The organism is Xanthomonas hortorum (assembly GCF_040279205.1).
Classification (GTDB): domain Bacteria; phylum Pseudomonadota; class Gammaproteobacteria; order Xanthomonadales; family Xanthomonadaceae; genus Xanthomonas; species Xanthomonas hortorum_F.
This window is the reverse complement of record NZ_JBEOLS010000022.1, coordinates 18,200-30,534: the sequence shown is the minus strand read 5'-3', so window position 1 is coordinate 30,534 and position 12,335 is coordinate 18,200. Positions and strand designations below refer to the sequence as shown.

The following is a 12,335-nucleotide window of genomic DNA, read 5'->3' as shown; positions in this document are numbered from 1 at the left end:
GATTGAAAGCTCGCGTGCGTTTCGTATGTTCCCCCGCATGCGCCGTATCGAGTTTGGAGGACATCCCCATGCTTTTGGCAGACTTGAGTAGCGCGACCTACACCACATCCTCGCCGCGATTGTTGTCCAAGTATTCGGCTGCAGCCGACCTGGTTCTGCGCGTCTTCGACCTGACCATGGTCGTGGTCTCCGGACTGATTGCGTATCGCATCGTGTTCGGCTCCTGGGTGCCGGCGGCGCCGTATCGGGTCGCGATCGCCACCACCTTGCTGTATTCGGTGATCTGCTTTGCGCTGTTTCCGCTGTATCGCAGCTGGCGCGGTCGCGGGTTGTTGAGCGAGTTGTTGGTCCTGGGTGGTGCGTTCGGTGGTGTGTTCGCGTTGTTCGCGGTGCACGCGCTGATCGTGCAGGTGGGCGAGCAGGTGTCGCGCGGCTGGATCGGCCTATGGTTCGTGGGCGGTCTGGCTTCGCTGGTGGCGGCACGCACGGTACTGCGCGGCTTCCTGAACCATTTGCGTACGCAAGGCGTGGATGTGCAGCGTGTGGTGGTGGTGGGTCTGCGCCATCCGGTGATGAAGATCAATCACTACCTCAGCCGCAATCCCTGGGTGGGCATGAATCTGGTCGGCTACTTTCGTACGCCGTACGACATCGCCGTGACCGAGCAGCGGCAGTCGTTGCCGTGCCTGGGCGACCCGGACGCGTTGATCGAGTATCTGAAGGACAACCAGGTCGAGCAGGTATGGATCTCGCTGCCGCTGGGCGAGCGCGATCACATCAAGCAGTTGCTGCAGCGTCTGGATCGTTATCCGATCAACGTGAAGCTGGTGCCGGATCTGTTCGACTTCGGTCTGTTGAATCAGTCTGGCGAGCAGATCGGCAATGTGCCGGTGATCAATCTGCGTCAGGGCGGTGTGGATCGCGACAATTACTTCGTGGTCGCCAAGGCGCTGCAGGACAAGATCCTGGCCGTGATCGCGCTGATGGGCCTGTGGCCGTTGATGGCGGCGATTGCGGTGGGCGTCAAGATGAGTTCGCCGGGCCCGGTGTTCTTCCGTCAGCGTCGTCACGGCCTGGGTGGTCGCGAGTTCTACATGTTCAAGTTCCGCTCGATGCGCGTGCATGACGACCACGGCACCACCATCCAGCAGGCGACCAAGAACGACACCCGCATCACGCGCTTCGGTTCGTTCCTGCGTCGCAGCAGCCTGGATGAGTTGCCGCAGATCTTCAACGTGCTGGGCGGCAGCATGTCGATCGTGGGCCCGCGTCCGCACGCCGCGCAGCACAACACGCACTACGAAAAGCTGATCAACCATTACATGCAGCGGCACTACGTTAAGCCGGGCATCACCGGTTGGGCGCAGGTGAACGGTTTCCGCGGCGAAACCCCGGAACTGCGCACGATGAAGAAGCGTATCCAGTACGACCTCGACTACATCCGTCGTTGGTCGCTGTGGCTGGATATCCGCATCATCGTGCTGACTGCGGTGCGTGTGTTCGGACAGAAGACCGCGTACTGATGATGGTGGGTAGTGTGCGACCTGGCGCATCCAGCGCCGCGGGCGGCTGCATCGCAGCCGCCCCTTTCAAGCAGGCGTCTGCATGCTGATCCAAATGAGCGAGGAGACCCGCGTTCGCTGGCATAACCTGCTGATCGAACTGACGCTGTTGGTCGGCGTGGGGTACAACCTGGTGCTGGCGCTGATCAACGCGAACGTGTTCACGGTGCGTCCGGTGATCACCTATGCAGTCGAGTTCATCATCTACGCCGCGTGCTTCCTGCTTGGCCTGGGTTCGATGAGCCGCAAGCGCATCGCGTTGATCATCAGCGGATTGGGGCTGATCGTCACCTTGATGTTCGTGCGCTTTTTGGTGAACTGGCAGATCGATCCCAAATTTTTCCGCGATGCCCTGGTGGTATTTGCGTTTGTCGTGCTGGGTTCGGCCTATACCGGGTCGGTGCCCAAGCTGTTCGTGCGCATGACGATCATCGTCTCGCTGGTTGCCGCCTTTGAGCTGGCGATGCCAAGCGCCTACGGCGATCTGGTCAATCCGAAGAGCTTCTTCGTCAATGCGCGTGGCATGAGCGCGGAAGGCTTCTGGAACGAAGACAGCAATCTGTTCGTCAGCGCCACGCGGCCGGGCGAACGTAACTTCCTGCCGGGCTCCAACCTGCCGCGCGCCTCCTCGATGTTCATCGAGCCGGTGACGATGGGCAATTACATCTGCTTCTTCACCGCAATCGTGTTGGTGTTCTGGCGTTGGATGCGGCCGTCGATGCTGATTCTATCGGTCGGCTTGATCGGTTTCATGATCGTTGCCTCCGATGGACGGCTCGCGGCGGGCACCTGTGTGCTGATGGTGTTGCTGTCGCCGCTATTGAAACGCCTGGATCAGCGACTGGCGTTCCTGGTGTTTCTGGTGGTGATCATGACCGCGTGGTTGCTGGTGTGGATCACCGGGATCACCGCCTATCAGGACAACACGATGGGGCGGATATTCTTCACCGTATATTCGATGAACAACCTGTCATTCGAGTCCTGGATGGGCCTGGATTTTGCGCAGGCGTATCGCTACTTCGACAGTGGTATTGCCTACTTCATCGCATCGCAGTCGATCGTCGGCGTGCTGGCGTTTCTGTTGTCCTATTCGTTCCTGCTGCTGATGCCGAGCAAGGAAGGGCAGCTGTTCAAGAATCTGGCGATCTTTGCGTTCGCGCTGAGTCTGCTGGTGTCCAACGGCTACTTTTCGATCAAGACATCGGCGCTGTGGTGGTTCGTGTGCGGCTGCATGTGGCACATGCTGCCGACCTGGTCTGCTGCAACGGCGGCTAAGGTGAGCAAGCAGGATCCAACCGCCGATGGCGGGCAGCTGCCATTGCCTGCGGGAGGGGCGCGATGACTCTGGCGGCGACGCAGGCACAGCAGCCGGTCTTGCCGACTGCCGGCGCACACGTCGCCACCCCGCAACGCGGTCGCGACTTGCGTATCGATGCCGCCAAGGCGATCGCGATTTTGCTGGTGGTGTTTTGCCACGCCAAGGGCGTGCCGCACGGCATGACCTTGTTCGCCTACAGCTTCCATGTGCCGCTGTTTTTTCTGGTCTCCGGCTGGCTGGCCTCCGGGTACGCCTCGCGCGCCACCGGGCTGTCGCAGACCGTCAGCAAGCAGGCGCGCAGCCTGTTGCTGCCGTACGTGGTGTTCTATCTGCTCGGCTATGCGTACTGGCTGCTGACGCGCAATATCGGCGAAAAAGCTGCGCGCTGGGGCAGTCACCCGTGGTGGGAGCCGATCGTGGCGATGTTCACCGGGATCGGCCCGGACCTGTACGTGCAGCCGCCGCTGTGGTTTCTGCCGGTGATGCTGGTCACGGTGGTTGGTTACGTGCTGCTGCGCCGCTGGCTGTCGCCGGTGGTGATTGCGCTGGCGTCGCTGGTCGTGGCCTGGTTCTGGATGCACTGGTTCCCGGCACAGGGTGTGCGGATTTTTTTCGGGCTGGATGTGCTACCGGTGTCGCTGTGCTTCTATGCACTTGGCGCCTTGCTGATCCACCTCTCGCCGCGCCTGCCGAAGTCGTTGGTTGGGAGCGTGCTTGCGACGGTAGTGCTGGCGATTGCGGTTGCCTGGCTGGCTGATGTCAACGGCCGGATCGACGTCAACATGCTGGAATTCGGCCGTAATCATGCGCTGTTTCTGCTGAGTGCATTGCTTGGGTCGCTGATGGTGATCTGCGCCGCGCGGTTGGTGCAAGGCTGGGCATGGGTGCAGTGGATCGGGCGCAATACGTTGTTGATCTTGTGCACGCACATGCTGGTGTTTTTTGTGCTTTCCGGTGTTGCAGCACTGGCTGGTGGATTCGGTGCCTCGCGTCCGGGGCTTGGCTGGGCGTTGTTCGTCACCATCTTCGCGTTGGCCGCATGCGTGCCGCTGCGCTGGTTCCTGATGCGTTTCGCGCCGTGGACATTGGGTGCCCGCCCGGTGGCGGCATGACCGGCACCGCGCCATGACGACCGCGCCGTATTCCACTGCAGCCAGGCATGACAGCTCGGGGGCCAGGGCCGCGCCAGCACCGGCGTTGACCCGCGATTGGCAGATCGATGCAGCAAAAGCGCTGGCCATCGTCCTGGTGGTGTTGGGGCATGCCAGCGGCATGCCGGCGGCCTACAAGCTGTTCGCCTATAGCTTTCACGTTCCGTTGTTTTTTGTGCTGTCCGGCTGGGTGGGCGAGCGCTTCGGCCGCCGTGCAATGACGGTAGCGACGATCAAGAAGTTGGCGCGCACGCTGCTCATTCCCTACCTTGCGTTCTTCTTGGTGGCCTACGCTTGCTGGATGTTGATGGGAGTGACCAGCCGCGCGTCGCATCCATCGCACAGCTTGCCGTGGTGGGACCCGTTTGCAGGTCTGTTCTGGGCCAACGGCGCAAGCCTGTATGTGCTTCCGGCGTTGTGGTTTTTGCCGGCGCTGTTTGTCACCACGCTCGCCTACATTGCATTGCGCGCGCGCTTGAGTACGACGGTGCTGGCTGCGACCTGCCTGCCGCTTGCATTGGCGTGGGCAGGCTGGTTCCCGTCGCTTCAGCTGCGGCTTCCGTTTGCGTTGGACGTGTTGCCGGTCGCGCTGTTCTTCATCGCCGTTGGCGGCTGGCTATCGCGCTACGCCGATGCGCTGCGATCGCTTGGCGCCATGGCGTGGGCATTGGCACTCCCGGTGCTGGCAGCAGCCTGGTGGTGGTTGGCAGCATGGAACGGGCAAGTGGATGTGAACAATCTGCAGTTCGGGCAGTCCGCTGCGGTGTTTTTGCTGGTCAGCCTGCTGGGCACGGCGATGACCTTGTGCGTTGCCTACTTCGTTCGGCAATGGCGTTGGCTGCAGTGGATTGGCGCCAACACCTTGCTGATTCTGTGCACGCATACGCTGGTGTTTCTGGTACTCACCAGTGTGGTGGCGCGCACCGGTGTGATCGCACCCAGCATGATCGGCACGCCAGCATGGGCGATGAGTTTGTGCACGGTGGCGATTGTTGCCAGTGTGCCGATGCGTGCAGTGTTGGTGCGCATTGCGCCGTGGATGTTGGGGTTGAAAGGTAAATGACGAGCTTCCAGAATCATCAGCCGTCGCAACACGCAGTTGCGCGTTGCGGGCACAGGAGATTGGCGTAATGAAAGTGGTGCATGTTGTCCGCCAATTCCATCCTTCGATCGGAGGCATGGAGGAAGTCGTTCTCAATGTGGCCCGTCAACATCAGGCCAACAGTGCCGATACGGTGGAGATCGTGACGTTGGACCGGGTGTTCACCGATCCAGGCGCGCAACTTGCTGCGCAGGAAACGCATCAGGGCCTGCCGATCCGGCGCATCGGTTACCGCGGTTCGTCGCGCTACCCGTTTGCGCCATCGGTGCTCGGTGCGATTCGCTCGGCGCATCTGGTGCATCTGCATGGCATCGATTTCTTCTACGACTATCTTGCGCTGACCAGGCCGCTGCATGGCAAGCCGATGGTGGTCTCCACGCATGGCGGGTTTTTCCATACCGCTTACGCCTCGCGGATGAAGCAGTTGTGGTTTCAGACGCTGACCCGCACTTCTGCGCTGGCGTATGCGCGGGTGATCGCTACCAGCGAGAACGATGGCGATCTGTTCGCCAAGGTGGTGTCGCCGGCACGCTTGCGGGTGATCGAGAACGGCGTTGACGTGGAGAAGTACGCAGGGCAGGGCGCAACAACGCCCGGGCGCACGATGCTGTATTTCGGGCGTTGGTCGGTGAACAAGGGGCTGATCGAAACCCTGGAGTTGCTCCAGGCCGCGCTCAAGCGCGACCCGCAGTGGCGGCTGATCATCGCCGGCCGCGAGTACGATTTGAACGAGGCCGATCTGCGCAAGGCGATCGCCGAGCGTGGCTTGCAGGACAAGGTGCAGCTGAGTATGTCGCCTTCGCAGGAACAGTTGCGGGCGTTGATGCACCAGGCACAGTTCTTCGTGTGCCTGTCGCGGCATGAGGGGTTCGGCATTGCGGCGGTCGAAGCGATGAGTGCGGGCCTGATTCCGATCCTCAGCGATATCCCGCCGTTCGTGCGTCTTGCCGGCGAGTCCGGTCAGGGCGTGATCGTCAATCGCGACAGGCTCGAGATAGCGGCCGATCAGGTGCAGGCGCTTGCGCTGCAGTCGGATGCGGATTTCAACACGCGTCGCGCCGCATCCATGGCGTATGTGAGCCGCTACGACTGGAAGCATGTGGTGGGGCGCTATATCGACGAATACCACACCGCGCTGGGCACGCGCCGCGCGCAGGAGGCGGTGCGATGAGTGCGCTTGCGTCTGCCTCGCTGACGCGTGCGGCCACGCAGCCGCAGGTCACCGTGCTGTTCTCCACCGAGAAGCCCAACGCCAACACCAATCCGTATCTGACTCAGCTCTACGCTTCGTTGCCGGATGCGGTGCAACCGCGCTTCTTCTCGATGCGCGATGCGTTGTTGTCGCGTTACGACGTACTGCATCTGCATTGGCCGGAGTATCTGCTGCGTCATCCGAGTGCTGCCGGCACGTTGGCCAAGCAGGTGTGTGCGGCGCTGTTGTTGCTCAAGCTGCAACTGACCGGCACGCCGGTGGTGCGTACCTTGCACAACCTGGCGCCGCACGAAGATCGCGGTTGGCGTGAGCGCAACCTGTTGCGGTGGATCGACCGTTTGACGCGTCGCTGGATCCGCATCAATGCGACCACGCCGCCGCGACCGCCATTCACCGACACCATCCTGCATGGCCATTACCGCGACTGGTTCGCGACCATGCAGCAGGGCAGTACGGTGCCGGGGCGGCTGCTGCACTTCGGTTTGATTCGTCCGTACAAGGGTGTGGAAACGCTGCTGGATGTGATGCGCGAAGTAGGCGATGCGCGCTTGAATCTACGCATCGTCGGCAACCCCGCCACGCCGCAGATGCGCACGCTGGTGGAGGATGCCTGCGCGCAGGATCCACGTGTCACCGCGCTGCTGGCCTATGTCGAAGAGCCGGTGTTGGCGCGCGAAGTCAGCCAGGCCGAGCTGGTGGTGTTGCCGTATCGGCAGATGCATAACTCCGGCACGCTGCTGCTGGCGTTGTCGCTGGCGCGCCCGGTGCTGGCACCGTGGAGCGAGTCGAATGCGGCCATTGCCGAGGAAGTCGGCCCGGGCTGGGTGTTTCTCTATGAAGGCGACTTCGATGCAGCGTTGCTGACCGGCATGCTGGACAAGGTACGCGCCGCGCCACGCGGCCCGGCACCGGATCTTTCGCAACGTGATTGGCCACGGATCGGGCAGTTGCACTACCGCACCTACCTGGAAGCGCTCGGCAAGGATGGAGACGCCGCGCTGTGACCGCAGAGATCCCAACGATGACATCCCCCACGCCGCCCCCACCACGCAGCCTCGGTTCGCGTGCCGCCGGTGGCGCAGCGGTGACCATGATCGGCCAGTCGGCCAAGATGGTCGTGCAGTTCGGCGGCATCATTCTGCTGGCGCGGTTGCTGACGCCTTACGACTACGGCTTGATGGCGATGGTCACCGCGATCGTCGGTGCTGCCGAGATCCTGCGCGATTTCGGTCTGTCCGCCGCTGCCGTGCAAGCCAAGCATGTGAGCCGCGAACAACGCGACAACCTGTTCTGGATCAACAGCGGTATCGGCTTGTCGCTATCGGTGGTGGTGTATGCCTCTGCCCACCTGATCGCCAATTTCTACAAAGAGCCGGCGCTGGTGATGATCTCGCAGGCGCTGGCGGTGACCTTCCTGATCAACGGCATGACCACGCAGTACCGCGCGCATCTGAGCCGTGGTCTGCGCTTCGGGCAGGTGGCGTTGAGTGATGTCGGTTCGCAGGTGCTGGGCTTGGTTGCAGCTGTTGCTGCGGCGTTGCTCGGTTGGGGTTATTGGGCGCTGGTGGTGCAGCAGGTGGTGCAAGCCAGCGTCAATTTCTTGATCGCCGCGAGTTGCTCGCGCTGGTTGCCGCGCGGCTACCAGCGTGCCGCGCCGATGCGCGATTTCATGAGCTTCGGCTGGAATCTGATGGCCGCGCAGTTGCTGGGATATGCCAGTCGCAATGTCGGCCAGGTCATCATCGGTTGGCGGACCGGCCCGGACGCACTGGGCCTGTACAACCGCGCCTTCCAATTGCTGATGATGCCGTTGAACCAGATCAACGCGCCGGCGACCAGCGTGGCGTTGCCGGTGTTGTCTCAGCTGCAGGACGACCGCGAACGCTTCAACGCTTTCCTGCTGCGTGGCCAGACAGTGATGGTGCATTTGATCTTTGCACTGTTCGCCTTTTCCTGTGCGCTGGCGATGCCGTTGATCGTGCTGGTGCTTGGCGAGCAGTGGCGCGATGCGGTGCCGTTGTTTCAGGTGTTGACCCTGGGCGGAATTTTCCAGACCGCGTCCTACGCCACCTATTGGGTCTTCCTGTCCAAGGGATTGATGCGCCAGCAGCTGATTTACTCGCTGGTCGGGCGCATCGTGCTGATTGGTTGCATCTTTGCCGGCTCGCGCTGGGGCGCGATGGGCGTGGCGATCGGCTATTCGTTCGGGCTGCTATTGATCTGGCCGTTGTCGCTGGTCTGGATTGGCAAGATTTCCGACGCGCCAGTGCGCTCGCTGTTCACCAACGCCTTGCGCCCGATGGTGGCCTACGGTGTGGCCGGTGGCTGCGCGTACTACGCCTCCGTCGTGGCCGGTGGCCCGTTGTGGCAGCAACTTGCCGCTGGTGCAGGGGCGATGGCAGTCGTCTGTCTGCTGGCTCTGGCGATCTGGCCGGCGTTCCGCCGCGATGTGCTGTCCATCGTCAACATCCGCAAATTACTGACCCAGGCCAAGGCACGCCGATGAGATCGACACTGTCCTCGCCTGCGTTTGTGCATGCTCTTTTCCACTCATCCATAGGACACGGCCCATGAGCGACACACCCGCCGCCGCTACCGGCATTGCCCGGCCTTGCTATCTGGTCTTGTCCGCACACGATTACCGTACGCCGCGTCGCGCCAATATTCACTTCATCACCGATCAACTGGCATTGCGCGGGACCACGCGATTTTTCTCGCTGCGCTATAGCAGGTTGTCGCGCATGAAGGGCGACATGCGCCTGCCGCTGGACGAAACGGCGAACACTGTCGTCTCGCACAAGGGGGTCGACTGCTATCTGTGGCGCACCACAGTGCACCCGTTCAATACACGCCGCGCGTGGCTACGTGCGGTCGAGGATGCGATGTTTCGCTGGTACGCCGCGCATCCACCGCGTCAGTTGCTTGACTGGATGCGCGAGGCGGATGTGATCGTATTCGAGAGTGGCATTGCAGTTGCCTTCATTGAGCTCGCCAAGCGCATCAATCCTGCGGCCAAGCTGGTCTATCGTGCATCCGATGCATTGAGCACGATCAATGTCGCTTCCTACATCGAGCGCGAGTTCGACCGTGTTGCGCCAACGCTCGATGTGATCGCACTGGTGTCGCCCGCGATGGCCGAGGAAGTGGCAAGCCGCGACAACGTCTATCACGTCGGCCATGGCGTGGATCACAACCTGGACCAGCTGGGCGACCCATCGCCGTATGGCGAGGGCATCCATGCGGTGGCGGTGGGCTCGATGTTGTTCGATCCGGAATTCTTCGTTGTCGCCAGCAAGGCCTTTCCGCACGTCACGTTCCATGTGATCGGCTCGGGCATGGGGCGTCATCCTGGTTACGGCGATAACGTGACGGTCTATGGCGAAATGAAACACGTCGAGACCATCGGCTACATCAAACACGCCCGTTTCGGTATCGCGCCTTATGCATCCGAGCAGGTGCCGATCTATCTGGCCGACAGCTCGATGAAGCTGTTGCAGTACGATTTTTTTGGGCTGCCGGCAGTCTGTCCGAACGTCGTCGTCGGGCCCTATCAGTCGCGTTTCGGCTACACTCCGGGCGACGCTGATTCGATCATTGCGGCAATCGGGCTGGCATTGGAAGCACCGCACGTGCGCTATCGCCAGTGCCTGAATTGGTCCGATACCACCGATCGCGTGCTCAATCCCGGTGCGTATCCAGAGACCCGGTTGTACCCGCACAACACCGGCGCAGCCGCGCGCACCTCTGCGGAGGCTGCGCTCTCGCATTGATGCGGCGCGCTCATTCGTTTTTTAAAGGAGATCCCTCACGATGGCCAACGCTTTACTGCAGAAGTGGATAGAACATGCCGAACGTCGTGCATTGTTCTGGTGGCAGCCGAAAAACGCTGGCGTCAACATGGGGGATCACCTGTCCAAGGTGATCGTCTCCTGCGTGCTGTCCTTGCAGGACAAAACGCTGATTGAAAAGCGCGATCTCAGCAAGAAATTGATCGCGATCGGCTCGGTGCTGCACTTCGCCAAAGATGGCGACACCGTCTGGGGCAGTGGCATCAACGGCAAGATTCCGGCCGAACGCAACACCTTCAGTACGCTCGATGTGCGTGCAGTGCGTGGGCCGAAGACGCGCAAATTCTTGATGGAGCGCGGCATCGCGGTGCCCGAGGTCTATGGCGACCCCGGTCTGCTGACGCCGATGTTCTTTCCCGCCGATGCGCTTGGCGCGATCAACAAGCGTCCGTTCGCCATCGTTCCGCACTTCAACGAGCCGGTCGAAAAATACAGCGCGTATGCCGACCATCTGGTGTTTCCCAACGTCAAGCCTGCGACCTTCATGAGCGCATTGCTGGGCGCCGAGTTGGTGATCAGCAGCTCGCTGCACGGGCTGATTCTGGCCGAGGCGTACGGGATCCCGGCGGTGTATCTGGACTGGGGCAACGGCGAAGACCGCTTCAAGTACGACGACTACTACAACGGTACCGGACGCACGCAGTGGCATTCAGGCAATAGCGTGGAAGAGTGTCTGGATCTTGGCGGCAACGGCGAGTTCGACCTGGCGAGTTTGCAGGCCGGATTGCTGGCCGCATTCCCTTACGACCTTTGGTGATCCGATGATGCAGGGCCAGCACGTGGAAACGGAAACAACGACTGCCGCCAATGGCGCGCCACCCCAAGGCGTGGTGATTCCGCTTGGCGGGTTTCCGGTGTTGTCCACGACGCAGGAGGCCTTTGCGCTGGAATTGTTCCATGCGCTGGCGGCGCAGCAGCGGCGCCGGGTGTTCTTTGCCAACACCAATTTCATCGTGCAATGCCAGGCGTTGCGCATGCGGATGCGCGAGCCCAGCGTGCGCATCGTCAATGACGGGATCGGCATGGATCTGGCCGCGCGGCTGATCCATGGCCGCCGCTTTGCCGGCAATCTCAATGGCACCGATCTGATTCCGTATCTTTGCCGCCACGCTGCGCATCCGCTCAAGTTCTTCCTGCTGGGCGGGCGCCCCGGCGTGGGCAAGACCGCGGCCGCCACGCTGACCGGCACGCTGGGGCAGCAAGTGGTGGGCATGTGCGATGGCTACGGCGAATTTGCCGCCGCAGGCGAGGGCCTTGCCGAGCGCATCAACCGTTCCGGTGCCGATGTGCTGCTGGTGGCCTTCGGCAACCCCTTGCAGGAGCGCTGGATCCTCGATCACAGCCAGGCGCTGACGGTGCCGCTGGTGTTCGGTGTTGGCGCACTGCTGGACTTCCTGTCCGGTACCGCCAAGCGTGCGCCCGAGTGGGTGCAGCGTCTGCATATGGAATGGATGTATCGGCTGCTCCACGAGCCACGCCGTCTGCTCAAGCGCTATAGCTGGGATCTGCTGGTGTTCTTCCGCACCTGTCTGCGCGCGGGCAAGCATCTGCCGTGATGCACGGCGGCGCGCGCTGTCTTAGCATGCAGGGATGCATGCAACCGCCGCTGACCTGATTCGCTCGCTCGACCTCGCCCCGCATCCGGAAGGCGGGCATTTTCGCCGTGTGTATGCCTCTGCGCGTGAGGTGACCGATGGCGGACAGGCACGCCCGGCACTGACCGCGATCCGCTTTCTGCTCAGCGCCGGTGAATGCAGCGCCTGGCATCGCGTGGACGCCGAGGAAAGCTGGCATTGGCAGCAAGGCGATGCGCTGGAGCTGCTGATTTACGACGAAGCCAGCGGGCAGTTGCAACGCCTGACCCTGGATGCGGCCGAGCGCGGTGAGCCGATGCACGTGGTGCCGGCCGGCTGCTGGCAGGCAGCACGCTCGCTTGGCGATTTCACCCTGGTGGGTTGCACGGTCTCGCCCGGGTTCGTGTGGGAAGGATTCGCGCTGCTCGACGATGCCTCGCCGCTGGCCGCGCAGTTGGCAGCCCTGATCCCACGCTGAGCCACGGTTGCGCCTGCAATGCCGAACGCTTCCCTAACGCGGCGGTGGCGGGCTTGGCGTAATGTCCGCGTCTCACACAGGGGCGACAT

11 protein-coding genes are annotated in these 12,335 nt (G+C 62.1%); all 11 read left to right on the top strand.

Features of this window, described 5'->3' with window-relative positions; all coding sequences use genetic code 11:
- The first annotated feature begins 68 nt into the window (after nucleotides 1-68).
- Nucleotides 69-1,523: an undecaprenyl-phosphate glucose phosphotransferase gene (locus ABS769_RS10830; protein ID WP_023904402.1), complete on the top strand. Its 1,455-nt coding sequence runs from the start codon at nucleotides 69-71 to the stop codon at nucleotides 1,521-1,523.
- Between the two features lie 94 nt (nucleotides 1,524-1,617).
- On the top strand, nucleotides 1,618-2,904 hold the full coding sequence (locus tag ABS769_RS10825; RefSeq protein WP_317061383.1) for a polysaccharide biosynthesis protein GumE: 1,287 nt from the start codon (nucleotides 1,618-1,620) through the stop codon (nucleotides 2,902-2,904).
- On the top strand, nucleotides 2,901-3,992 hold the full coding sequence (locus tag ABS769_RS10820; RefSeq protein WP_317061363.1) for an acyltransferase family protein: 1,092 nt from the start codon (nucleotides 2,901-2,903) through the stop codon (nucleotides 3,990-3,992). Before ABS769_RS10825 ends, ABS769_RS10820 begins: the two co-directional genes overlap by 4 nt.
- A 13-nt stretch (nucleotides 3,993-4,005) precedes the next feature.
- Nucleotides 4,006-5,094, top strand: a complete 1,089-nt coding sequence (locus tag ABS769_RS10815; protein ID WP_317061364.1) for an acyltransferase family protein — start codon at nucleotides 4,006-4,008, stop codon at nucleotides 5,092-5,094.
- A gap of 67 nt (nucleotides 5,095-5,161) precedes the next feature.
- Nucleotides 5,162-6,304, top strand: a complete 1,143-nt coding sequence (locus tag ABS769_RS10810) for a glycosyltransferase family 4 protein (RefSeq protein ID WP_317061365.1) — start codon at nucleotides 5,162-5,164, stop codon at nucleotides 6,302-6,304.
- Entirely contained in the window at nucleotides 6,301-7,350 is a 1,050-nt protein-coding gene (locus ABS769_RS10805; protein ID WP_317061366.1) for a glycosyltransferase, read from the top strand. Before ABS769_RS10810 ends, ABS769_RS10805 begins: the two co-directional genes overlap by 4 nt.
- Before the next feature lie 17 nt (nucleotides 7,351-7,367).
- Nucleotides 7,368-8,852, top strand: coding sequence for a lipopolysaccharide biosynthesis protein (locus tag ABS769_RS10800; RefSeq protein ID WP_176341197.1), 1,485 nt, complete (start codon nucleotides 7,368-7,370; stop codon nucleotides 8,850-8,852).
- 64 nt (nucleotides 8,853-8,916) lie between these two features.
- Nucleotides 8,917-10,116: a GumK N-terminal domain-containing glycosyltransferase gene (locus ABS769_RS10795; protein ID WP_006449128.1), complete on the top strand. Its 1,200-nt coding sequence runs from the start codon at nucleotides 8,917-8,919 to the stop codon at nucleotides 10,114-10,116.
- Nucleotides 10,117-10,156: 40 nt separating this feature from the next.
- Nucleotides 10,157-10,951, top strand: coding sequence for a polysaccharide pyruvyl transferase family protein (locus tag ABS769_RS10790; protein WP_317061367.1), 795 nt, complete (start codon nucleotides 10,157-10,159; stop codon nucleotides 10,949-10,951).
- Nucleotides 10,952-10,955: 4 nt separating this feature from the next.
- Nucleotides 10,956-11,750, top strand: coding sequence for a WecB/TagA/CpsF family glycosyltransferase (locus ABS769_RS10785; RefSeq protein ID WP_317061368.1), 795 nt, complete (start codon nucleotides 10,956-10,958; stop codon nucleotides 11,748-11,750).
- 34 nt (nucleotides 11,751-11,784) lie between these two features.
- The gene (locus ABS769_RS10780; RefSeq protein WP_317061369.1) at nucleotides 11,785-12,246 is read left to right on the top strand and encodes a cupin domain-containing protein; all 462 of its coding nucleotides are present in this window, start codon (nucleotides 11,785-11,787) and stop codon (nucleotides 12,244-12,246) included.
- The last annotated feature ends 89 nt before the right edge of the window (nucleotides 12,247-12,335 follow it).

What these genes read in the sequence shown, in the direction of transcription:
- ABS769_RS10810 (WP_317061365.1), top strand. Translation starts at nt 5,162, where the DNA reads ATGAAAGTGGTGCATGTTGTCCGCCAATTCCATCCTTCGATCGGAGGC.
- ABS769_RS10805 (WP_317061366.1), top strand. Translation starts at nt 6,301, where the DNA reads ATGAGTGCGCTTGCGTCTGCCTCGCTGACGCGTGCGGCCACGCAGCCG.
- ABS769_RS10830 (WP_023904402.1), top strand. Translation starts at nt 69, where the DNA reads ATGCTTTTGGCAGACTTGAGTAGCGCGACCTACACCACATCCTCGCCG.
- ABS769_RS10820 (WP_317061363.1), top strand. Translation starts at nt 2,901, where the DNA reads ATGACTCTGGCGGCGACGCAGGCACAGCAGCCGGTCTTGCCGACTGCC.
- ABS769_RS10825 (WP_317061383.1), top strand. Translation starts at nt 1,618, where the DNA reads ATGAGCGAGGAGACCCGCGTTCGCTGGCATAACCTGCTGATCGAACTG.
- ABS769_RS10815 (WP_317061364.1), top strand. Translation starts at nt 4,006, where the DNA reads ATGACGACCGCGCCGTATTCCACTGCAGCCAGGCATGACAGCTCGGGG.
- ABS769_RS10790 (WP_317061367.1), top strand. Translation starts at nt 10,157, where the DNA reads ATGGCCAACGCTTTACTGCAGAAGTGGATAGAACATGCCGAACGTCGT.
- ABS769_RS10780 (WP_317061369.1), top strand. Translation starts at nt 11,785, where the DNA reads ATGCATGCAACCGCCGCTGACCTGATTCGCTCGCTCGACCTCGCCCCG.
- ABS769_RS10795 (WP_006449128.1), top strand. Translation starts at nt 8,917, where the DNA reads ATGAGCGACACACCCGCCGCCGCTACCGGCATTGCCCGGCCTTGCTAT.
- ABS769_RS10785 (WP_317061368.1), top strand. Translation starts at nt 10,956, where the DNA reads ATGATGCAGGGCCAGCACGTGGAAACGGAAACAACGACTGCCGCCAAT.
- ABS769_RS10800 (WP_176341197.1), top strand. Translation starts at nt 7,368, where the DNA reads ATGACATCCCCCACGCCGCCCCCACCACGCAGCCTCGGTTCGCGTGCC.